This window comes from Senegalia sp. (in: firmicutes), assembly GCF_052088025.1.
Classification (GTDB): domain Bacteria; phylum Bacillota; class Clostridia; order Tissierellales; family SIT17; genus Anaeromonas.
The window spans coordinates 1-23119 of sequence record NZ_JBQCYD010000016.1 but is presented as its reverse complement, the minus strand read 5'-3'; the positions used below and the strand labels follow the sequence as shown (position 1 = coordinate 23119).

At 28.1% G+C, this 23119-nt stretch carries 16 protein-coding genes and 2 pseudogenes; 9 read left to right on the top strand and 9 right to left on the bottom strand.

Going from position 1 to position 23119, the window contains the following annotated elements:
* Positions 1–163: 163 nt before the first annotated feature.
* Positions 164–1951, bottom strand: a pseudogene (locus ACTHUW_RS05945) (YgiQ family radical SAM protein); the annotation flags it as partial.
* 84 nt (positions 1952–2035) lie between these two features.
* On the bottom strand, positions 2036–3373 hold the full coding sequence (locus ACTHUW_RS05940) for an MBL fold metallo-hydrolase (RefSeq protein WP_442198995.1): 1338 nt from the start codon (positions 3371–3373) through the stop codon (positions 2036–2038).
* A 388-nt stretch (positions 3374–3761) separates the two neighbouring features.
* Here ACTHUW_RS05940 and ACTHUW_RS05935 point away from each other — a divergent pair, with 388 nt between their 5' ends.
* Positions 3762–4943 carry a double-cubane-cluster-containing anaerobic reductase gene (locus ACTHUW_RS05935; protein ID WP_442198475.1) on the top strand — a complete coding sequence of 394 codons (1182 nt, stop codon included), beginning with the start codon at positions 3762–3764 and terminating at the stop codon, positions 4941–4943.
* A gap of 14 nt (positions 4944–4957) precedes the next feature.
* Complete coding sequence (locus ACTHUW_RS05930) at positions 4958–5713, top strand: acyl-CoA dehydratase activase (RefSeq protein ID WP_442198474.1); 756 nt, start codon at positions 4958–4960, stop codon at positions 5711–5713.
* A gap of 49 nt (positions 5714–5762) precedes the next feature.
* Here ACTHUW_RS05930 and ACTHUW_RS05925 read toward each other — a convergent pair whose 3' ends face one another.
* On the bottom strand, positions 5763–7088 hold the full coding sequence (locus ACTHUW_RS05925; RefSeq protein ID WP_442198473.1) for an FAD-dependent oxidoreductase: 1326 nt from the start codon (positions 7086–7088) through the stop codon (positions 5763–5765).
* Positions 7089–7192: 104 nt separating this feature from the next.
* Positions 7193–9154, bottom strand: a complete 1962-nt coding sequence (locus ACTHUW_RS05920; protein ID WP_442198996.1) for a S9 family peptidase — start codon at positions 9152–9154, stop codon at positions 7193–7195.
* 139 nt (positions 9155–9293) lie between these two features.
* Here ACTHUW_RS05920 and ACTHUW_RS05915 point away from each other — a divergent pair, with 139 nt between their 5' ends.
* Together ACTHUW_RS05915 and ACTHUW_RS05910 are read left to right on the top strand one after the other, a co-directional pair.
* Positions 9294–10526, top strand: coding sequence for an aminopeptidase (locus ACTHUW_RS05915; RefSeq protein ID WP_442198471.1), 1233 nt, complete (start codon positions 9294–9296; stop codon positions 10524–10526).
* Between the two features lie 285 nt (positions 10527–10811).
* Complete coding sequence (locus ACTHUW_RS05910) at positions 10812–12368, top strand: ABC-F family ATP-binding cassette domain-containing protein (protein ID WP_442198997.1); 1557 nt, start codon at positions 10812–10814, stop codon at positions 12366–12368.
* Positions 12369–12416: 48 nt separating this feature from the next.
* Here ACTHUW_RS05910 and ACTHUW_RS05905 read toward each other — a convergent pair whose 3' ends face one another.
* Together ACTHUW_RS05905 and ACTHUW_RS05900 are read right to left on the bottom strand one after the other, a co-directional pair.
* Entirely contained in the window at positions 12417–13808 is a 1392-nt protein-coding gene (locus ACTHUW_RS05905; protein ID WP_442198998.1) for an L-cystine transporter, read from the bottom strand.
* A gap of 67 nt (positions 13809–13875) precedes the next feature.
* Positions 13876–15678 carry a MutS-related protein gene (locus ACTHUW_RS05900; protein ID WP_442198701.1) on the bottom strand — a complete coding sequence of 601 codons (1803 nt, stop codon included), beginning with the start codon at positions 15676–15678 and terminating at the stop codon, positions 13876–13878.
* A gap of 105 nt (positions 15679–15783) precedes the next feature.
* On the opposite strand from ACTHUW_RS05900, the pseudogene amrA reads away from it, so the two are divergent.
* The 5 genes and pseudogenes from amrA to ACTHUW_RS05875 all read left to right on the top strand — a co-directional run bounded on the left by amrA (position 15784) and on the right by ACTHUW_RS05875 (position 19496).
* Positions 15784–17122: pseudogene (gene amrA, locus ACTHUW_RS05895) on the top strand (AmmeMemoRadiSam system protein A).
* A gap of 8 nt (positions 17123–17130) precedes the next feature.
* Complete coding sequence (gene amrS, locus ACTHUW_RS05890; RefSeq protein ID WP_442199006.1) at positions 17131–17997, top strand: AmmeMemoRadiSam system radical SAM enzyme; 867 nt, start codon at positions 17131–17133, stop codon at positions 17995–17997.
* Positions 17998–18126: 129 nt separating this feature from the next.
* Positions 18127–18465 (top strand): PadR family transcriptional regulator, encoded by a 339-nt coding sequence (locus ACTHUW_RS05885; protein WP_442199000.1) that lies wholly within the window; start codon positions 18127–18129, stop codon positions 18463–18465.
* 19 nt (positions 18466–18484) lie between these two features.
* On the top strand, positions 18485–18964 hold the full coding sequence (locus ACTHUW_RS05880) for a permease (RefSeq protein ID WP_442199001.1): 480 nt from the start codon (positions 18485–18487) through the stop codon (positions 18962–18964).
* Positions 18965–18986: 22 nt separating this feature from the next.
* Entirely contained in the window at positions 18987–19496 is a 510-nt protein-coding gene (locus tag ACTHUW_RS05875; protein WP_442199007.1) for a permease, read from the top strand.
* Between the two features lie 32 nt (positions 19497–19528).
* Here ACTHUW_RS05875 and ACTHUW_RS05870 read toward each other — a convergent pair whose 3' ends face one another.
* From ACTHUW_RS05870 to ACTHUW_RS05860, 3 genes are all read right to left on the bottom strand, one after another.
* A complete protein-coding gene (locus ACTHUW_RS05870; RefSeq protein ID WP_442199002.1) occupies positions 19529–20170 on the bottom strand; it encodes a hypothetical protein in 642 nt (213 codons plus the stop codon).
* A 124-nt stretch (positions 20171–20294) separates the two neighbouring features.
* Complete coding sequence (locus ACTHUW_RS05865) at positions 20295–20798, bottom strand: hypothetical protein (protein WP_442212782.1); 504 nt, start codon at positions 20796–20798, stop codon at positions 20295–20297.
* 197 nt (positions 20799–20995) lie between these two features.
* A complete protein-coding gene (locus tag ACTHUW_RS05860; protein ID WP_442212779.1) occupies positions 20996–22528 on the bottom strand; it encodes an RNA-guided endonuclease TnpB family protein in 1533 nt (510 codons plus the stop codon).
* Positions 22529–23119: the final 591 nt, after the last annotated feature.

The window sequence follows — 23119 nt, the reverse complement described above, 5'->3', positions numbered from 1 at the left end:
CCACCAACTCCTTTTATTAAATATACTTTGATAAAATATTAACCAAGTTTTCAGTATATTCTGAAAACTTAAACAACTAATATATATTATATATTAGTTGTTTCTATTTAGCAACACTTTTTATTATTTATTTTACAATTTATTAATATATGTCTTAAGCCCTGATTAAACATTCCTTTGAGTTACCTATTAAATCATATCTATTTTCTTTTAAAAGAGCTTCTTTTACAAGTTTATAATTTCTTCTATCACTATATTGAATTAATGCTCTTTGCATAGCTTTTTCATGGGGAGATTTTGCTACATATACTTTTTGCATGTTTCTTGGATCAAGCCCTGTATAATACATGCATGTAGAAAGAGTTGATGGTGTTGGGTAAAAATCTTGTACCTGTTCTGGTCTATGTCCTATTTTCTTTAAATACTCTGCAAGCGCTATAGCATCTTTTAAGGTAGCTCCAGGATGAGAACTCATAAGATAAGGCACTACAAATTGATCTTTTCCTATTTTTTTATTTATATTTTCAAATTTATTTATAAATTTTTCATAGACTTCCTTTTTGGGCTTACCCATCTTTTCTAATACATTTTCTGAAATATGTTCTGGTGCAACCTTCAATTGTCCACTTATATGATGCTCACATAATTCTTTAAAAAACCTATCATCTTTATCATGAATAAGATAATCATATCTAATCCCTGAACGAATAAATACCTTTTTAACCTTAGGCATATTTCTAAGTTTTCTTAAAAGATATAAATAATCCTTGTGATCTATTTCAAGTTGAGAGCATGGATTTGGAAATAGACATTGTTTATCCTTGCATACTCCATATTCTTCTTGTTTTTTACAAGCTGTTTTTCTAAAATTAGCAGTAGGGCCTCCTACATCATGGATATATCCTTTAAAATCTTTATCTTCTACTATTTTTCCTGCTTCATTTAATATAGAAGCATGACTCCTTGATTTTACTACCCTACCTTGATGAAAAGCTAAGGCACAAAAATTACAATTTCCAAAACAACCTCTATTACTGATAATGCTAAATTTAACCTCATTTATTGCAGGTATTCCACCAGCCTCTTCATATATAGGATGGTAATTTCTCGCATATGGTAAATTATATACATCATCTAATTCTATATTTTCTATTGGATCTTGTGGGGGATTTGACACAACAAAATAATTATCTTCATATGGTTCTACAAGAGGTGATGAATTTATAGAATCCATATTTTTATATTGAATCATAAAGCTATCTGCATATATTTTTTTATTATTTATTATATCTTCATATTTTGGCAATATAATAGGCTCATATACTCGGCACTTATCCCTTGTTTTATATACAGTTCCTCTTATATAAGTTATTTCTTCTACAGGTATATTTGCATCAAGTGCTTCTGCCACTTCTATGATTTGTTTCTCTCCCATTCCATATACAATCAAATCTGCCCTTGAATCAAGTAATATACTTCTTCTAACAGAATTATCCCAATAATCGAAATGTGCAAACCTTCTAAGACTTGCCTCTATTCCACCAAGTATAATAGGTACATCTTTATATACTTCTTTTATCTTGTTACTATATACAATAGTTGCCCTATCAGGTCTAAAGCCACTTTTTCCTCCTGGTGAATACAAATCATCACGTCTTTTTTTCTTAGCTACAGTATAGTGATTTACCATAGAATCAATATTTCCACTTGTTACAAGAAAAGCTAAGCGAGGTTTTCCAAGTTTTTTAAAATCCTTTTGACTCTTCCAATCAGGTTGAGCTATGATTCCAACTTTATATCCATATCTTTCTAATATTCTTCCAATTATAGCAGTTCCAAATGATGGGTGATCTACATATGCATCTCCTGATACAATTATAAAATCTAATTCATTCCATCCTTTATCTAACATGTCTTCTTTTGATATCGGTAAAAATTCCATTTTATTCATCCTTTGTTTTATAATATAGTTATTATATCCATTATAAACATTTATAGCAACAAAAAACCGCTTCAACATGAAGCGGCAATTAATTTAATCTAATTTTTCCCAAGCAAGAAGTCCTCCTACTAAAACACTTGCATTATTAATTTCCTTTTTTATCAAGCTAGCTGCAATAGTAGATCTCATAGATGATGGACACACAAATATTAAATTTTTATCCTTTGGAATCTCATTCATTCTACTTTCAAATTCTTGAAGAGGAATGTTTTTACTTCCGTCTATACCAGAATCTTTCTTAACTTCATCTTCTTTTCTTACATCTATTATTAGGTAGTTATCATCATCTTTTTTATCTCTTAAATCGCCTGCATAAATCATACCTAATTTTTCGATTTTCTTTCCAGCTTCATAGTAAGTATCTATTCCACCAGCTAAGAATCCTAATTTATGCATATATCCAAGTCTTCTCATATCTAAATATAATTTATCTAAATAACTAGATTTCATATTGTCTGTTATAAAACAAATATCAGTATCAGTCTCTATAAATAATCCTAAAAATGAACCTAAACCTTCAGCTGATATAAAAAGTGAAGATGGAATATGAGAATTACTAAATGCATCTTTATCTCTTATATCAACTAATTTATATTTGTTTAGCTCGTCCACTTTAATTATCTTCATTTCTATATTATCATCTATCCTATCTATGCCTTTTAAATTCAACTTTTCTACCGTATCAAAATATAGTGGTTTATGCATCATATTTGCTACATTTTTTATAAAATCCTCTTTACTATCATATTGTAATTTAGCATTATTTTTCTTTTCATAGCCTATGCTAGACCAAGGCCTTTCTGCAATATTACCACCACAAGCAGATCCTGGACCATGTGCTGGAGCAAGTATAACTTCATCTCCTATAGGTAATATTTTATTAAATAAGCTATCATACATATTTGAACCTGTTCTTTTAAGTTCATCCTCACCATATAAATCAAGTCTTCCAATATCACCATAAAAAAGACTATCACCTGAAAATAATATATATGGTTTACTATTTTCATATAATAAATAGCTCATATGTCCATCGGTATGACCTGGAGTATGGATAGCCTTTAATTTTAAATTTCCAAAGTCATACTCAAATCCATCTTTTATCTTCTTACCATATTCATATTCTAAATCATCATGGTCTGAAATATAAACATCTGCACCAGTTTTTTTAGATAATGCATTTGAACCCACAGCAAAATCTTCATTTCTATGAGTTTCAAAGATTTTACTTATCTCTAATCCTTCTTCTTTTGATATATCTAAATACTGTTTTATATCAGATTGAGGATCAATTACTATCATTTTATCTCCATCACCTATCATATATGAAAAATGAGCAATGCTTTCCGTAAATATTCTTTTAAAAAACACAAAATTACCCCCTCGTAATTTTATTAATTACATCTTTTTCTTTTGTTTTTCTTTTTCGTCTTCAAATTCTCCCCTTAACTCCTCAAGCCTTTCTTTCTTTAGTATACCTTGGATCAGTATCATTTAATTCTTTTAGTAAATTTCTAAATTCATCATGTTCTTTTTTGATTTCTTCTAAAATATTCACAATATCACACTCCATAGGTATTTTTATTTTTTATCTTTAATATATATACCTATTTTTATATAGCTTTAAACAATCTTAGGAGAGTATTATATAAGGCAATCCCTATTATAAATATCTATATCTATAAATTCATTATAGATATTTACTATTAGATTAATCTAATAGATGGTGGTAGAATTTATTAGAAATACTATAAGAGGAGTGATTGATTTGAGGCCAGAAATTATGCAAGAAATTGAAGATTTAAGAGGAGTTAATTCGGTTAAAATAAAAGAGGCACATGAAGAAGGTAAAAAGGTTGTAGGAATGTATTGTGTATTTTCCCCATCAGAGATAGCCCTAGCAGCAGATGCTATTTCAGTAACACTTTGTGGAACTTCACAGGCCCCTATAGAGGCAGCTGAAAAAGAATTGCCAAGAAATTTATGCCCTTTAATAAAATCAAGTTATGGTTTTGCAATTACAGATACATGCCCATACTTTTATTTTTCAGATGTATTGTTAGCCGAGACTACTTGTGATGGTAAGAAAAAAATGTATGAATTGATGGGTGAAATAAAACCAATGCATATAATGAACTTACCTCAGACAGCTAATGATAAGGATTCTTTAGGACTTTGGAAAAGTGAAATGGTAAAATTTAAGGAATACCTTGAAAAACAATTCGACGTAGAAATCACAGATGAGAAATTAAGAGATGCTATTAAATTAATGAATAGGGAAAGAAAGGCCATGAGAAAATTACATAAATTAAATGCTCATAAGCCAGCTCCACTATCTGGTATGGATATGATGCTTGCACAGTGGTTAAAAGGTTTCAACGTAGATAAGGAAGCAGGAATTGATTTAGTAGAAAGATTAATATCTGAAGTTGAAGAAAGAATGGAAGAAGGAATTTATGCTTATTCTGAAAATGCCCCTAGAATATTACTAACAGGATGTCCAACTGGTGTTGGTGGTGCAGATAAAGTTCTAAGAAGCTTGGAAGATGCAGGAGCTGCAGTTGTAGCACTTGAAAATTGTACTGGCTACAAGGGGCTTGATGTTTTAGTAGATGAAGATATGAACAAAGATCCGCTTCTAGCACTTGCAGAAAAATATCTTTCTACACCGTGTTCATGTATGACAAATAATAACGGAAGATTAGATTTAATAAAAAGATTATCAGAAGAATATGATGTAGATGGAATAGTTGATATGACATACCAAGCTTGTCATACCTATGCAATAGAATCTTTTACTGTGAAGAAATTTGTACAAGATGAATTAAATCTCCCATTTATGCAAATTGAAACTGATTATTCAGAGTCAGATACGGGTCAAATTAAAACTAGAGTAGAAGCCTTCTTAGAAACATTACAAAGTAGTTCAATTAATATTTAGAAAAGGAAGATTATATGTATTATATTGGTATAGATATAGGTTCTACCGCAGCTAAAGTAACAGTATTTAATGAAAATAATATATTAACTAATTTCACCATGCCAACTGGTTGGAGTAGTATAGAAACAGCTAAAGCAATAGAAGATAAATTATCTTCTATGCATATTAGTGTAAAAGAATCCAAGATAATAGCAACAGGTTATGGTAGGGTTTCAGTCCCTTATGCTGATAAAACTATTACAGAAATCACATGTCATGGAATGGGTACTGAGTATCTACTAGGTGAAACTTGCACCATAATAGATATTGGAGGTCAAGATACTAAGATTATTAGTCTTGAAAATGGTAGAGTATTGGATTTTACAATGAATGATAAATGTGCTGCAGGTACAGGTAAATTTTTAGAATTAATGTCTAATACCCTAGGAGTATCTATTTTAAAGCTTAATGAAATGGCTTTATTAGGGGAAGATATTAGTATAAACAGTATGTGCACAGTTTTTGCTGAATCTGAAGTTATAAGCTTAATTGGAAAAGGTACAAGTAGAGAAGATATATCTAGAGGTATAATAAACTCTATAACTGGAAGAGTAAATTCAATGCTACACAAACATGGAAAGAGTGATTTAATATATTTAACAGGTGGGCTTTGTGAGGTTGAGCCTTTTGTACAATTATTGTCTGAAAAACTAAATACAGAAGTTAAAACAAATCCCCTAGCAAGATATGCAGGATCTATAGGAGCATCATTACTTGCTAAAGGAATTTAAATGTGTAGGTTATAGAAAAAACCGCCTTAATTAAGGCGGTTTTTTTGTTTTATAAATTTAATCCTGGTAAATTGAGTAAATTCCATGGTTTGTTATAATGTGGTTGGAAGAAGAAATCAGTATATGCTAGTTCATCTAAAGTCATTTTATTTTGAATTACTACTGACATTGTATTCATATATTGTGTAAGATCTGCATCTGATATAATTTGTGCACCTAATATTCTCCTACTTCCCTTTTCATATACTACTTTAAGTGATGCTTCTTCGTGAGTTGGCATAAATTCTGGTCTGTAATTTTCCTTTACTGTTACAGTTTCAAAATCTAAATCTGTTTCTTTTGCTGCATCTTCAGTAAGTCCTGAGGAAGATATGTTATGGTTATATATTTTAATTCCTGAAGTTCCTTGAGTACCCATATATTTAGCCTTTTCTTCTACTAAATTCTTAGCTGCAATAGTTCCCATCCTTACTGCATTTGTAGCTAATGGTATATATCTATGCTCTCCTGTTGGATTGTATATGATTGCTGAGTTATCTCCTGCTGCAAATACATCTTCTTTGCTTGTTCTCATATATTCATCTACTATTATAGCACCATTTGAGAGCATTTCTACTTGGTCCTTAAGTAGAGAGGTATTAGGTTTAAATCCAATACAAAGTATAACTAAATCTGCATCATATTCTCCCTTATCAGTTACAATCTTTTTAACCTTACCATCATCACCTTCAAATTTGGTAACTTTTTCACCTAAAGCTAATTTTACTCCTTTTTCCTTAAATGTATCTTCTGCTATATCTGTATACTCTTTATCTAGATATTTACTAAGTATCCTATCTGCCATATCTATAAGAGTTACATTTTTATCATTTAAATTAAATGCTTCTGCAAGCTCTACACCGATATATCCTGCACCTATTACCGCTATATTTTTTGCATCCTTTGCCCTATCTATAATAGTGTTTGAATGATTATAGTTTTTAGATAATAATATATTATCCAAATCTATCCCTTCAAATGGTGGTACTATTGGCCATGAACCAGTTGTAACTATTAATTTATCATAATTTTCTTCAAATTCTTCATTAGAATTCATATCTTTAACTTTTATTTTTTTATTATTAGTATCTATATCTAGAACATCATGTTCCATCTTTGTTTTGACACCTAGTTTGGCTAATTCCTTTGGAGAAGAATAAAATAATCCATCTGGATCTTCTATAAATCCACCTACATATAAAGCTATTCCACATGAAAGAAAAGATATATTATCATTTCTTTCATAAACTGTAATCTCTGCATCTGGATACATTTTAGCTGCATTTACCGTAGCAGCAGTCCCTGCATGTGTACATCCTATAACTACTATTTTCATTGAATACACTCCCTTGATTGTTAATTTTAAAATTATTTTACTTATGCTATTTTAGTAATACCCGGCTAAATTCATTTTAAACTCTAATTGATAATCATTTTCAATTATTTTAAATATTTATCAAACCAATCAGTCATTTGTCTCAGTCTATCTATTCTAGATTTTGGCTTTCCACTTCTACTTAGTTCATGATTTTCATCTTTAAAAATACATAGCTTACTTTCTACATTGTGAAATTTAAGTGCAGTAAACATTTCAATTCCCTCAACTACCCAGCATCTATAGTCCTTTTCTCCATGTATAAAAAGTGTAGGTGTATTTACCTTATCAGCATATTTAAGTGGAGAATGTTCCCATAATTTATCATTATCACTCCAAGGAGTCTCACCTATTTGATCTTTGGTAAAATAATATCCTATATCTGTAGTAGAATACATGCTAGTCCAATTAGATATACTTCTTTGACTTGCAGCAGCCCTAAATCTATTTGTATGACCTATTATCCAATTAGTCATAAATCCTCCATAGGAGCCACCAGTAACCCCAACTTTTTCACTATCTATAAATGAATATTTATCTAATATTTGATCTGTAAATTTCATGATATCTTCATAATCTATAGTGCCATATTTGCCTCTAATATCTGCAAATTCATTTCCCTTGCCATCACTACCTCGAGGATTACAAAAGAACACTACATATCCTTCATTTGCCCAGTACTGCATTTCATGATAAAATATATTTCCATATACAGTTTTAGGCCCTCCATGAATATCTAATATAGCTGGATATTTTTTATTTTCATCAAAATCAACAGGTTTTATCAAAAATCCTTCTATATTTACATCATTATTTTCTATTACTAACTTTTGGGGTTTAGATAGTTTTTTTTCTTCTTGCACGAAAGTATTAAACTTTGATATTTGTTCTTCTTTTTTATCTTTTAATTCATATATTTCTTGTAATTTTAAATCTCTAAGTCCTACAAAATATATTTGTCTATCTTTAATGCTAAATCCATCTACTGAACCAGTATTTTCAACTAATTTTTCTATATTGCCATTTTCATCTATTTTATTTATATAAGAGCTGTCATTTTCTGTAGTTATAAAGTAAAGATGATTATTCTCTACTCCTACATTTGAATTTCCGCCATAGCGTACATCACTGCCTACTGAATTCCAAACACTCTTATCAAAGTCAGGTGTTATACATTGTATATCTTCATTATTTAAATCATAAATATAAAACTTTCCATTTTCATTTATACCATAATTTTTCATATCTGTAGCATTTACTATCAACTTATCATCATTTAAAAACCTTGCATAATTATATGAAAAATTTCCACTATCTATAGTTTTAAGTTCACTATTTTTTATATAGTAAACATATAGTGAATCAGTTAATTTCATTTTATTTTCATATTTATTTGAGGTAAAAACTATTTTTTCTTTATTATCATTTAAGGAAAAGTCAGATACATTTGTAAGTTCATCACTAATACTTTGATAACTATCTTTAGTTAAATCATAAATATATAATCTATTTCTTTTTTTATTAGTATATCCACTCCCATTTGACCAAAATGGTATTTCATCTATTTCAATAAAGGTCTTTTCTTCTTTTTCATCTTTGTTTTCTTCTTTATTTTCTTTTTGCTTATCATATATAGCTGTAAATACAAATTTATCATCATTTATTCTTTTTATATCTGTTACATTTTTATCTATTTTAAAATATTTCTTGGCTTCTCCACCATTTATATTTATTTTATAAAATTGAGTGAAGATTTCTTTATCTTTTTTATTTTTCTTATCACTTTGATCTCTATCAGATGAAAATAATAATTCTTCATCATTTAACCATATGAAGTAATTTTCTTGATCTGATCTAGTAAGTTGTTTTAATTTATTTTCATCATAAACCCAAATATTAGATAGATATTTATTTTCTTTCTTATCAATCTCATGTACTAGAAGTGCAAATTTATCCTTTTCATTTCCATGCTTTATTTGTGATAAAAATTTATAGTTTGTAAAGTCATCTAATTTTAATTTTTCCATTTGAAACCTCCTAATATTTACTAATTTAATTATACTATAATATCAGAATTATTAAAAGATTATAATATTTGAATATTTAAATGACTTTTTAGAAAATTTAGTATAAAATAAAAATAGATAGATATGAAAGGATGATAAGATGAAAAGCTTTGATGAAATGTTAAAGAAATATGCGGATATTGCAGTTAATATCGGTATTAATATCCAGAAAGACCAAGTATTATTTATTAACTCTTCTATTGATAATAGAGAATTTGTACATGCATTAACCAAATCCGCTTTTGAAGCAGGAGCTAAGGATGTTATGGTAAATTGGGGCGATAGTGAATTAGCTAAAATCAGATTTATGAATGCACCAGATAAAGCTTTCAAAGAATTCCCACAGTGGAAAGCAGATGGACGTGCAGAACTTGCAAAGAATAATGCAGCATTTCTCTCTATTACAGGTGAAGATCCTGACATATTTAAAGATGTAGATTCAGAGAAAATGGCTACAAATACAAAAACAATGTTAAATGCATTTAAAGAATTCAGAAAATATACTATGGCAAGTAAGGTAGCATGGTGTGTAGTTGCTGCTCCTTCAGCTGCTTGGGCTAAAAAGGTTATTGATACTGATAATACAGAAGAAGCAATAGAGGCACTTTGGGAGAAAATATTTAAGATGGTTAGAGTAGATAAGGAAGATCCTGTAGCTGCTTGGAAAGAACATACAGATAATTTAGAAAAAAAAGCAAAATATTTAAATGATGCTCAATTTAAAAAGTTACATTATAAATCTTCTGTTACAGATTTAGAAATAGAACTTCCAAAGGGACATATTTGGACAGCTGCAGGAGAAGTAAATGATAAGGGAACATATTTTGTAGCAAATCTTCCAACAGAAGAGGTATTTACAATGCCTCATAAAGATGGTGTAAATGGTACTGTTAAAAATACTAAACCTTTTAATTACAATGGTAATTTAATAGATGATTTCACTTTAACATTTAAAGATGGTAAAGTAGTAGATTTTAAAGCAGGAGTAGGCGAGGATGTTCTTAAAAAAATGTTTGAAACAGATGAAGGTGCAATGCATTTAGGAGAAGTAGCTTTAGTTCCTCATGATTCACCTATATCAAACACAAATATGATTTTCTTTAATACATTGTTTGATGAAAATGCATCTTGTCATCTAGCATTTGGAAAAGCTTATCCCACTACAATAAAAGATGGATCAAAAATGAGTGAAGATGAATTAAAACAAAAAGGTGTAAACGAATCACTTATTCATGAAGATTTCATGGTTGGTTCAGCTGATATGAATATAATAGCTGAAAAGGAAGATGGAGAAAAAATTCAAATATTTAAAGATGGTAATTGGTCTATATAAAAATTATAAAAAAGGTGAGAATTGATCAATCAATTCTCACCTTTTTCAGATTAATACTTGTGACCAAAGCTAGGTAAAATAAGAAATAAAACTACAACCACACAAATTATAAGTAATAAATCATCATCAAATCCAAAGAATCCTTTTGTTTCTGCTGACATTTTCAAGCACCTCCTAATAATACATCTTATGTATTAAAAGAAATATTGCTACTAATAATTTTTAAGTTTACATTTAAATTTATTTATTATATATTATGAATAGATTCAAAGAAAGGAAGATTTAATGAGTATATTAACAGTCAGAAACCTAACTCATGGTTTTGGAGATAGGGCCCTATTTAAAGATGTGTCATTTAGATTATTAAAGGGTGAACATATAGGATTAATTGGAGCAAATGGTGAAGGTAAATCTACATTTATGAATATAATTACAAATAAATTAATGCCTGATGAAGGTAATATAGAATGGTCAAAAAGGGTAAGGGTAGGATATTTAGACCAGCATACAGTTTTAAAAAAGGGAATGACAATCAGAGATACATTAAAAACTGCATTTTCCTATCTTTTTGATTTAGAAAATGAAATGAATAATATATGCGATAAAATGGCTGATGCAGATCCAAAAGAGCTTGAAATACTTTTGGATGATATGGGGACAATTCAAGATATACTTACCAATAATGATTTTTATACAATAGATGCAAAGGTAGAAGAAGTAGGGCGAGGTCTTGGTCTTGATCAAATAGGATTTGAAAAGGAAGTAAATGATTTAAGTGGTGGCCAAAGAACAAAGGTACTTCTTGCAAAATTACTACTTGAAAAGCCGGATATATTATTATTAGATGAACCTACAAATTATCTAGATTATGAGCATATAGAATGGCTTAAAATGTATCTACAAAATTATGAAAATGCCTTTATATTAATCTCTCATGATATACCATTTTTAAATAGCGTAATAAATCTAATATATCATATGGAAAATCAAAAACTTGATAGGTATGTTGGAGATTATGATGAATTTATGAAAGTTTATGAGATGAAAAAGAAACAAGTTGAAGCAGCATATAAAAAACAACAACAAGAAATTGCAGGACTTAAAGATTTTGTGGCTAGAAATAAAGCAAGGGTATCAACCAGAAATATGGCTATGAGTAGGCAAAAAAAACTTGACAATATGGACATCATAGAACTAGACAAAGAAAAGCCTAAACCAGAATTTAACTTTAAAGAAGCAAGGACTCCATCAAAATTAATATTTGAAACTAAAGACTTAATTATAGGTTATGATGAGCCACTTACAAGGCCTTTAAATATTCGAATGGAGCGAAAACAAAAAATAGCCTTAACTGGTGCAAATGGCATAGGTAAAACAACACTTTTAAAAAGCATATTAGGTGAAATAAAACCTCTATCAGGAACAGTAGAAAAAGGACAAAATCAGCATATAGGATATTTTGAACAGGAAATTAAAAAGGATAATTATAATACATGTATTGATGAGATGTGGAGTGAATTTCCGGGATTTAACCAATATGAAATACGTTCTGCCCTTGCTAAATGTGGACTTACTACAAAACATATTGAAAGTAAGATAATAGTATTAAGTGGTGGAGAAAAAGCAAAAGTTAGACTTTGTAAATTAATAAATAGAGAAACTAATATATTGATATTAGATGAGCCAACCAATCACTTAGATAAAGAAGCAAAAGCTGAACTTAAAAGAGCATTAAAAGAATATGATGGAACAATACTACTTATATCACATGAACCAGAATTTTACGCTGATATTGTAACAGATGTTTGGAACTGTGAAGATTGGACAACTAAGATAATTTAATAAAAAATGTGTATAAAACTTGTAACAAGTTTTATACACATTTTTTATTTATTCTTCTATATATTCTTTATCTTGTTTTTCATTATATTTTTTCATATCAATATTATCCATCATTTTACTAGATACTAGACCTGCTACCATAGAACCACTTACATTTACTGCAGTTCTTCCCATATCAATTAATGGTTCAATTGCTATTAAAAGTCCTACAAGTCCTACTGGAAGTCCCATTGTAGATAATACTATCAAAGCTGCAAATGTAGCTCCTCCACCTACTCCTGCTATACCAAATGAACTTAGTGCTATTACTATTACAAGTTTTATAAGGAATACTGGAGCTAATGGATCAATCCCTACAGTTGGAGCTATCATAACAGCAAGCATAGCTGGATATATTCCTGCACATCCATTTTGACCTATGCTTGAACCAAGAGATGCTGAAAGATTTGCATGTCCTTCTGATACCCCAAACTTTTGTGTTTGTGTTTCAACATTAAGTGGAATAGCTCCTGCACTAGTTCTTGAAGTAAAAGCAAAAGTTAAAACTGAAGCTGATTTTTTGACATATGTCATAGGATTTAATCCCAATAGTGCTAAAATTATAAAATGAATTATAAACATCACTATCAGTGCTACATATGAAGCTAGAACAAATTTAAACAGTCTTGCTATCTCACTAAAATTACTAGTAGAAACTACCCCTGTCATAAGAGCAAGCACCCCATATGGAGTAAGTCTTAATATTAGTGTAACCATTCTCATAACAACATCTTGTAATGTAGATATGATTTGCACAAAATGCTCTGCTGATTCTGGTTTCTTCCTTTTAAGTCCAAGTGTAGCTACTGATATAAATGCTGCAAATAATACTACTGATAATGTAGCAGAACTACCCTGACCTGTCATTGCATAAAAAGGATTTGTAGGTATTATTTCAACAATTTGCTCTGGTATAGGTTTTGCTGTAAATTCACCCAATCTATTTTCCAAATTATCTGCTGCCTGTGATTCATTTTCTCCTACCTCAAGTCCTTCTGCAGATAAATCAAATATAGATGCAGTACCAACACCAACAAGTGCTGCAATTCCTGTAGTTAATACAAGTACCAAAATTATAATGCCTGCCATCTTACCTAAATCTTTTCCACTTTGTTTTATTATAGCTCCTGTAATAGCTACAAATACAAGTGGAATTACTATCATTTTAAGTAGTCGAACGTAAGCTGTACCTACTATTGAAATCCATGTATTTGACTGTATTACAACTTCGGAGTCGGGCCCGTATATCAATTGTAATATAGCTCCAAAAACAATACCACCAAATAAGGCTAAAAGAACCCTTTTAGTAAATGATACGTATTTTTTTTGCATGATAAATAGTCCAATTGTTATAGCTATAAATACTAATATATTAATTATAGTTAAAAATATATCATTCATCATTCTTACCTCCTTTTCTTTTTTATATTATATCATAGTATTCCGGTATGTAAATAGGGAATTAAAATTATTTTATATCAACTCCTGCCATTTTCATAAGATATATTGCATTTCTTGTAGTTGAAACACCTCTTCTTAATTTGTAATCAAAATAAATTTTTCCTTCTTTATAATATTCTTTAAAGTGATAATTTAGCACATTACCCATAGTTTCTTTTTCCATTTCACCAAGTTCTAAATCATGAGTAGATACAAGCCCCATAGAATTGTTAGCATAAAGTTGCTTTAGAAGCATCTCAGCACCAATATGTCTGTCATATGAATTTGTACCCTTAAATATTTCATCTAATAAAAAGAACACTTGTAAATCTTTTTTTGACTCTTCTACTATGTTACTTATCCTTTTAAGTTCACCATAAAATGAAGATATTCCAGCATCTAAATCATCACTTATTCGCATGCACGTTTGTAAATTCATTATAGATAAATTTAAATTTTTAGCACATACCTTACTTCCGCAGTAACCAAGTACAGTATTAATTCCTACAGTTCTTAAAAAAGTACTCTTACCTGCCATATTTGAGCCAGTTACAAGTATTATACGAGATGGCTCTTCTACATCAATACCATTAGCCACTCCTTTTTTCAAAAGAGGATGGGCCATATCCTTTACTTTAAAAATAGATTCTTCTTTTTCTATGCTAGGATAAGTCCAATCATTGTTATCAAAGCATAATCCTGCAAAAGAATTTAGCTCTTCTATCTCACCCACTACATTTATCCAGCTTTCTATTTTTTCACCTGATTCTTCCTTCCATTTATATAAGGATATAAGGCACTGATAATCCCAAAGAAGAAGGATATTTATAGGTATAAAGACAAAGTTCTTTCTATTTAAAGATCTTTCAACTATCTTTTCTAATCTTTTAAGTTCAGTGATAGCATTTTTACCCTTTTTATTCTTTAAGCTATTTTTTAAATCTATTATATGTTTTGACTTGAATTTTCCACTTTCAAGTCGCTCTATCATATTTACATAGGTCTTTATATCATCACCATATTTAAACATATCTTCAAATTCATTGTTTATATTTTTAGAATTTAAATATTTAAATATAACTTGTAAGCCTATAAATATTATTGCTACTATCTTTGGTATAAGAAAAAATACATATGCTAATAAAATCAAAATAATATTTATAATAGGAATTACTTTAAAAAATATATTTGTTTCTTTTTTAGTATATATATCTTTTTTAATTTTTGCCCAAGATATTATATCACCTTTAGTTTTCTTACCCCTTTTTTTCTCTTCTATAGCAGAAGCTGCAAATCTTTGTCTCCACCATCTCTTATATGATAGCTCCTTTATTGCTTCTTGTCTTTCCTTTATCTCTTCTATATCACTAATAGGATTTTTTAATATATTTGCTAATTTTTCTTTTCCAATAGGAGTATAGGTTCTATTTATATATTGAAAAAGTGAATTCCTACCAAAGATATCTAAATCATAAGTAAATCTATGATTTTCATCTACATATTTACTTCCATCTTCTTTAAATTTATTCCAATTCCAATTTAATCTTTCTATATTTTTTATATTTATATCTCTTATAGATAAAATATATTTATAATGCTTTTTGAGTCCATTATGTAATTTCACAAGATATAAAAATAATCCTACTGAAATAGTAAATAAAGCTAGTAATACAAAATCACTTATATCTCTGGCTAAAAATATTCCTAATACTAAAATAAGCACAGCAGTAATAAGTCTGATAGTGCTAATTATGTTCATAGTTTTATTTATTCTTTTTGATAAATCATCAAACTTTTTTCTTCTTCTTTCATATATATCTATCGCTTTCAAAATTTGTCCACCTTTCTTTGTCTCTATATAATAATTGTACACAATTAGGGTAAATATATCCATAAGAGTTTAATATTTTTAAAATTTATTTGGAGGTGAAAACTATTGAGTATTGAAGGTTATTATTTATTACCCCATCCTCCTATAGTTATTCCAGAGCTGGGATGTGGCGAGGAGCAAAATATAAAGAAAACCTATGAAAGTTTACAAGCTATAGCAAAAGATATAAAAAGCATTTCACCTGATAGCATTATAATAGTAACTCCCCACGGTACTATGTTTAGAGATGCTCTATCAATTTCTTATGGTGAAAATATTCATGGTGATTTATCTGATTTTGGTGTGGATGATGTATCTATGAATATAGATATAGATTTATCACTTACAGATAAGATTTATGAACTATCTGCTAGAAAAAATATTCCACTAGTAAAATCTACAGATTCAATATTAAATGAATATGATACTTCTTTTAGATTGGATCATGGAGCCATTGTACCCTTATATTTTATAAACAAATTATATTCTGCTTATAAAATAGTTCATATAACTTACGCTCCAATAGAAGATAAAAAGCTATATGAATTTGGAAAAATCATAAAAGAATCAGTAGAAAAGATGGAAAATAAGGCAGTATTTATAGCTAGCGGTGATTTATCTCATAGACTTAAAGATAGTGGACCCTATGATTATCATCCAGATGGAGAAAGATTTGATAAAGAAATATTAGATTTATTAAGTAAAGGAAAAACTGAAGAAATATTTTGTATGGATGAAGAAATGATAGAAAATGCAGGAGAATGTGGCATGAAATCAATTCGTATGCTTTTAGGAGCTCTTGATAGCATAGACTATGAAGGAAATCTGTTAAGCTACGAAAATACCTTTGGTGTAGGATATGGAGTGATGAAATTTGACTATAAAAAATAATAATCCTTATGTGAAATTAGCAAGAGAAAATCTAACTAAATATGTGGAAAATAGACATGTTATTAGTTCACTACCTGATTATGTTACAGAAGAAATGCAGCAAAACAGAAGAGGAGTTTTTGTAACCCTTCATAAAAATGGTGAACTAAGAGGTTGTATTGGTACAATTTTCCCTGTAACAGAATCGATAGTTCAGGAAATCATAAGAAATTCAATAGAAGCAGGTATTTATGATCCTAGATTTCCTTCTGTTACAATAGATGAATTAGAAAAAATAGAATTTTCAGTGGATGTATTATCAAAGCCAGAAAGAACTAGAAGAGAAAATTTAGATCCTAAAAAATATGGGATAATTATAACAGCCAATGGAAAAAGTGGAGTGCTTTTACCTGATTTAGAAGGAGTAGATACAGTAGAGTATCAAATTGATATTACACTTAGAAAGGCTGGTATAAATAAAGATGAAAATTATGAAATAGAAAGATTTATAGTTACAAGATATGAAGAAGAGTAGGTGATACTATCAAAAAGGAAGCCTTATTTTATGAAAAATTAGATGAAAGAAGAGTTCATTGTTATCTATGCCCACATAATTGCGTGATAGAAGAGGGAAATATAGGTAGATGCAAGGTAAGGATAAATGAAAATGGTAAGCTTTTAACTACTAATTATAGAGAAATTGCAGCTATGTCAGTAGATAGAATAGAAAAGAAGCCACTAAAATTTTTTAAATCAGGTTCAAATATATTATCTGTTGGGACCTTTGGTTGCAATCTAACATGTGATTTTTGTCAGAATTATTCCATTGCACAAATAACAGCAGACCAAGCTCATAGCCAAATTATATCAGAAGCAGAATTAGTAGATTCAGTATTGAACACAAGGAACAATATAGGTCTTGCATTTACCTACAATGAGCCTAGTATTTGGTATGAATATATGTATGAAACAGCTAAATTATTAAAGGAAAAAAATAGTAATAAATCAATAGTGGTAGTTACAAATGGGTTTATAAACAAAGAACCACTTGAAAAATTACTCCCATATGTGGATGCCATGAATATAGATTTAAAAGGATTTAGCAATGAATATTATAGTAATATTTGTGGAGGCAGATTGAATCCTGTACTGGAAACTATAAAATTAGCAGCAAAAAAAGTCCATATAGAAATAACTACACTTTTAGTAACAGGGGAAAATGATAATTTAGATGAAATAGAAGAATTGGCAAAGTTTTTATCTGATATTGATAAAACTATACCCCTACATCTAGCAAAATACTTTCCAATGTATAAAATGGATAACAAAGCAACAAGTATAGATTTTATGTATAGAGCAAAAGATATGGCAGAAAAATATTTGGATAGGGTTGTACTAGGTAATGTGTAAAGCTGAACTTTAATTAGTTCAGCTTTATTTTTATTTAAATCCATACTTTCTATTGACTTGAAAAATATATTATGGTACTATGTTCATATTGCATATAGCTAGTATGCATATAGTGAAAGGAGTTGGAGTATGATTAAACATAATAGAAAAGGTAGATTTCTGGAAGCATGTCTCTTATGCCTTTTAAAAGAAGAAAAATCTTATGGTTATAGTCTCATGGAAAAGTTATCTGATTTTGGATTTATGGAAGATGAGGTAAATATAAGTATAATATATAGGAATCTTAGAGCTATGGAAGAAGGAAAACTAGTATCATCCTCTTGGTCTGAAAGTGAACAAGGTCCAAATAAGAGGATTTATGAAATAACTAGAAAAGGAATAGAAGAATTAAATAGTTGGATAGATTTTCTTAGCGATAGAAAAAAGCGTATTACTTTAATAATTAATAAGTATGAAACATTAAAATAATAATAGATAGGAGGCATAAATGCAAAATAAAATATTTTATATATTATCTATTATTCTTTTAATAATTTCTTATTCTAAAGATAAGACAAAAACAAAAATAGCTTTATTAAAATCTTGGAAATCATTTATAAACATATTACCTCAAATGCTTGGAATAATTACTTCAGTTGGTCTTATAATAGCTTTTTTAAACCCTCAAGTAATTAGTAGAATTATAGGTAGTTCATCTGGCTATCTTGGAGTAACCTTAGCTGCTGTGGTTGGCTCCATTACACTAATTCCAGGTTTCATTGCATTTCCAACTGCTGCTATACTCTTAGAAAATGGTGCTGGATATATGCAAATTGGAGCTTTTATATCTTCACTTATGATGGTAGGACTTTTAACTATACCAGTAGAGATTACATTCTTTGGTAAGAAGACTACATTTTTAAGAAATTCCTTGGCTTTTTTATTTTCATTTATTGTAGCCATTATTATTGGAAAGGTGGTTGGCTAAGGTGAATTTGTTTAAAAAATATATGATTTTCATAGTGGTTTTAATTCTCTTAGGATTAACATTTTTATATGATCAAAATCTAGCTTTAAAAGCTGTTGATACTATCAAATTTAGTTTCAAAGAAATGATGATGGTCTTACCACCTATATTCATACTGTTAGGTTTGTTAGATGTTTGGGTGCCTAAAGATACAATGGTAAAATTTATGGGAGAAGATTCTGGTATTAGAGGAATTCTTTTAGCTTTCTTCTTGGGTTCAGCTGCTGCCGGACCTCTGTATGGAGCATTTCCTGTTGCTGCAGTATTTATGAAAAAAGGTGTAAAGTTTTCAAACATATTAATATTCATTGGTGCTTGGTCTACAACTAAATTACCGATGCTTCTATTTGAGTTAGCATCTATGGGCCCTAAATTTACTATGACAAGATTCATATTAAATATATTTGGAATTTTAATAATAGCCTTTACTGTAAATAAGGTTATAAAACAGGAAGATGTTGAAATAATGTATGAAAAAGCTAGTGAATTATAATAGAAGAGGAACTTTTAAAAGTTCCGCTTCTATTATAATTCCATTAAATCTATATCTTTCACATATTTAATTTCTTCATTATTTTTAGTTTGATATTTTAAATTTGATACTAATTCATCTTGATCTGTATTTCTTGGAACAGAAATTACATCAAAATGGATGTTTTGTATCTTCCAATTGTCATCTTCTTTTATTAATGTATACCTTTTAGTCATAATAATTTCTGTATCACTTTCATCAATTTCTGTTGTTTTAGAAAAAATATATTGTTTATTTTCATCCTCAGTTTCATATGCCTTTGAAACTTCTATTCTTTTATCTATAATAGTTAATTTCATTTTTCCTTCTATATCTTTTACTTCTTTTTTTAGATTTTCTATTTGAGATTTAGATAGGTCATTTAAATCAGAATTAGTATATGCTTTTTCATCTATAACAATTAATACATCTTTATCTTTAGATTTTAAAAAGTTATCAGTAGTTACGTCATCCACGTTTTCTTTATATTCCTCATATGTTATAGCTAAATTTTCAAGTTTATTTTGATTTTCTTCAAAAGTAATCACTTTTTCTGTTAGACTTTCTTTTTCATCATCACTTTCTGTGCAAGATAATAAACTTATGGATAATAATAATAAAATTGATAAAACTATTATATTTTTAAATATCTTCATATTTTTTCACTCCAATCTTATTTATATATTTATGATATCATAAATATATAAATATCTTAAAGCAGAAAGAATGCAGCATTCTTTAAACCCATCAGTAAAATATATATCTTGTTTTCACTTTATATTATATATTATTTCTTTGACTAATTTCTCCTTCTAAATATTCAATTTCTTCTTTAGTCAGTTTAAACTTAATCTTCTTTTCACTCTTTAGATATCCATTTATATATATTATAGAAAAGAGTTTATCATATTTTTCAATACTCTTTAAATCTTTTATATTAATAGCTTTATTTAAATTATATATTAATTTATCATTTGAAATATATGAATAATCTACTATGAATAAGCTTAGGATACCAAAATGTAGTACTGACCAATGAAGGGACATTGTATTATTAAAAACCACTAGAATAAACTGTATCTTTGCTAAGAATAATAGAAAAATATACATATATTCTTTCCCAGAAGGTTTAGATTTTGGGGTATATTTCATAAGTATTTTAAGTCTCATACTTATAAATATTTGCATAGTTAAAAATAATGCATATATGATTAATTCTGTTCTACTGATATTTCCTATAAAATAAATAAAAGCAGCAAAACTAATTATATTTACTATTAACATAACTAGATCTATAATCTGACTACTCTGCACACATAAATGTGGCAGGTTCTAAATTACTAAAAGCTTCTCTATTAAAAAATAATATCTGATTAATAGAACTAACTTATTTTCATTTAAACTTTATTATCTATATTTATACCCAAATATTAATGATAATTTAAGGCTGGTAGCTCAACCTATATATTAAACTTTTTATTTTATAAATCTATTCCAAAGCTTGAAAATAATTTTATATTATTTGTCTCTTTTAATCTTTTAATTTCTTTAGCATGAAGTTTTAAAAATTTTTCAAAATTCTTATTACATCTATCTCTATCTGTTTCTTTTAAATTATCTTTACTATTCATTATTAAAAATGCACTATATAAATCCCTTTGTACTCTTTTATCATTTATAATCTTCCATCTAACAGATAATGATACTTTTCTACATTCATCTGTATAATGATTATACTGACTTGCTTTAAATTTCCATGTATCAATATATTTTATTTCTTTTCCAATATAATTTAATTTTTTATCTAATATACTGAAAAATTTACTAGGTGCTTTGCTACCTATAGATTTACCAAATCTTTTCTTTCTCTTAAACCTGCCGGTTTTTTCTGAAATACTAGTTTCTTTAGCTCTTTTAGCTAAAGCTTTAAAATCTGTTTTTTCTACAAATATATCAGTTCCAAGAGTTAATAGATAATTAGCTAATATATTATGTTCTATCTTTCTTATTTCATTTAACCTTCGGTTTAACTCTCTTAAAATAAATAAATTTTTCATATAGTTCTTAGATTTATACCATCTATCTTTACTATCTCTTTTAATAGTTCCATCTTCATTATATTTATTAGGATTAGTAATTCTTCTAGATCTATCTAGTTTTCTTTGTATAATTTTAATTTCTCTATCTATATTATCTAACGATGGAGCTAACTCCTTAAGTCTAACTTCAATATCAGATGCATATGCAATACTTCTTAAAGAAGGGTCTATTCCTATTCTCGATTCTCCATATTTTTGAATAATCTCACCCTCTTTACTTCTTTTAACTGGAGGGAATCCTGCTAATACTAATTGAATATTATATTTATATTTACCTTTTATAATTTTTCTAACTATCCTACAATACTTTATTCTTTGCTTTAAAGCTTCTTTAGCATACATATCATTTTTTCTTATCTTCACTTCTAAGCTTAATCCATTCCATATTAGATGATTATCTCTAAATTTTATACCAGATTTATTATTTTTTCCTTCAAGAGAATTTAACTCACCATATTTTTTGAAATATACTCTTTTACTATCACTAAATATATATTTTTCTAAAGCTAACCATGCTCTTGTAGCTATCTTTTGAGCAGTTAAGCTATCTATATTACCTTTAAAAATATGCTGTATTGGTTTAACGAAATCATGAAGTGAATATTCAGTTACTCCATAATTTTTCCTTAAATCATTTAAATTTTTGGCTATTTCTTTTTTTCTTATATTTAATTCCTTATTTGATTTTTTATTTTTACTAGTTTTTATATTTTTATTTGTTTTAATTAATTCATTTAATAAAGCTTTATATATTCTCATTCTTTTAAGATGATTATATCTTTTTAATCCTTCTCCTAATACAGCGTTATATATTTTTCTACCTATTTCAAACCTTTTATTTAATATATGTTCATGATAAATTTCTGTATCTAATTTAAGTTCTAAAATATATGTAGGATTCTTTTTCTTTTTCAATATAATCACCTCCAATTACTTGTTAATACTTGTATTATATACCCTAAAAAATAGCTATTTATCTATACAAAAGTATATTTACAATTCATCTCCACACTTGAAAGTGGGAGCTTTCTTGTAAGTATATCTGTAAATTTTCTTCATATAATTCCCCTTATTCTATGAATTAAAAAAGTTTAAAACTATATTCATAACAGATACTCCTATAAGATTTTTAAAATTTCCCAATCCTTTTTAATTACTTCTGTTGTAATTTTTTAGTGTTATTTTTAATCTTTAAAATCATTAATATCAAAGCTATTTCCATTGGTACCATTACTATATTAAATAACATATGTAAATACCCTTTGATTAATATTTCATTCTATTTTATTCAACTTTTCCCAACCAATACTATTTAAAATACTAATTACAACAAAAAATAAAAAGGTTATACCTGATGCATCTATAATTGATTGTATGATTTTCATATTTTTTATTATCATAGAATAAATTAATACCGATATAAACATAATACTAGGAGCAATTAAATGCATCACGGTAGATGTCAATATAGTTGACGCATTAATTTTAAATTAATTAATTATTTAT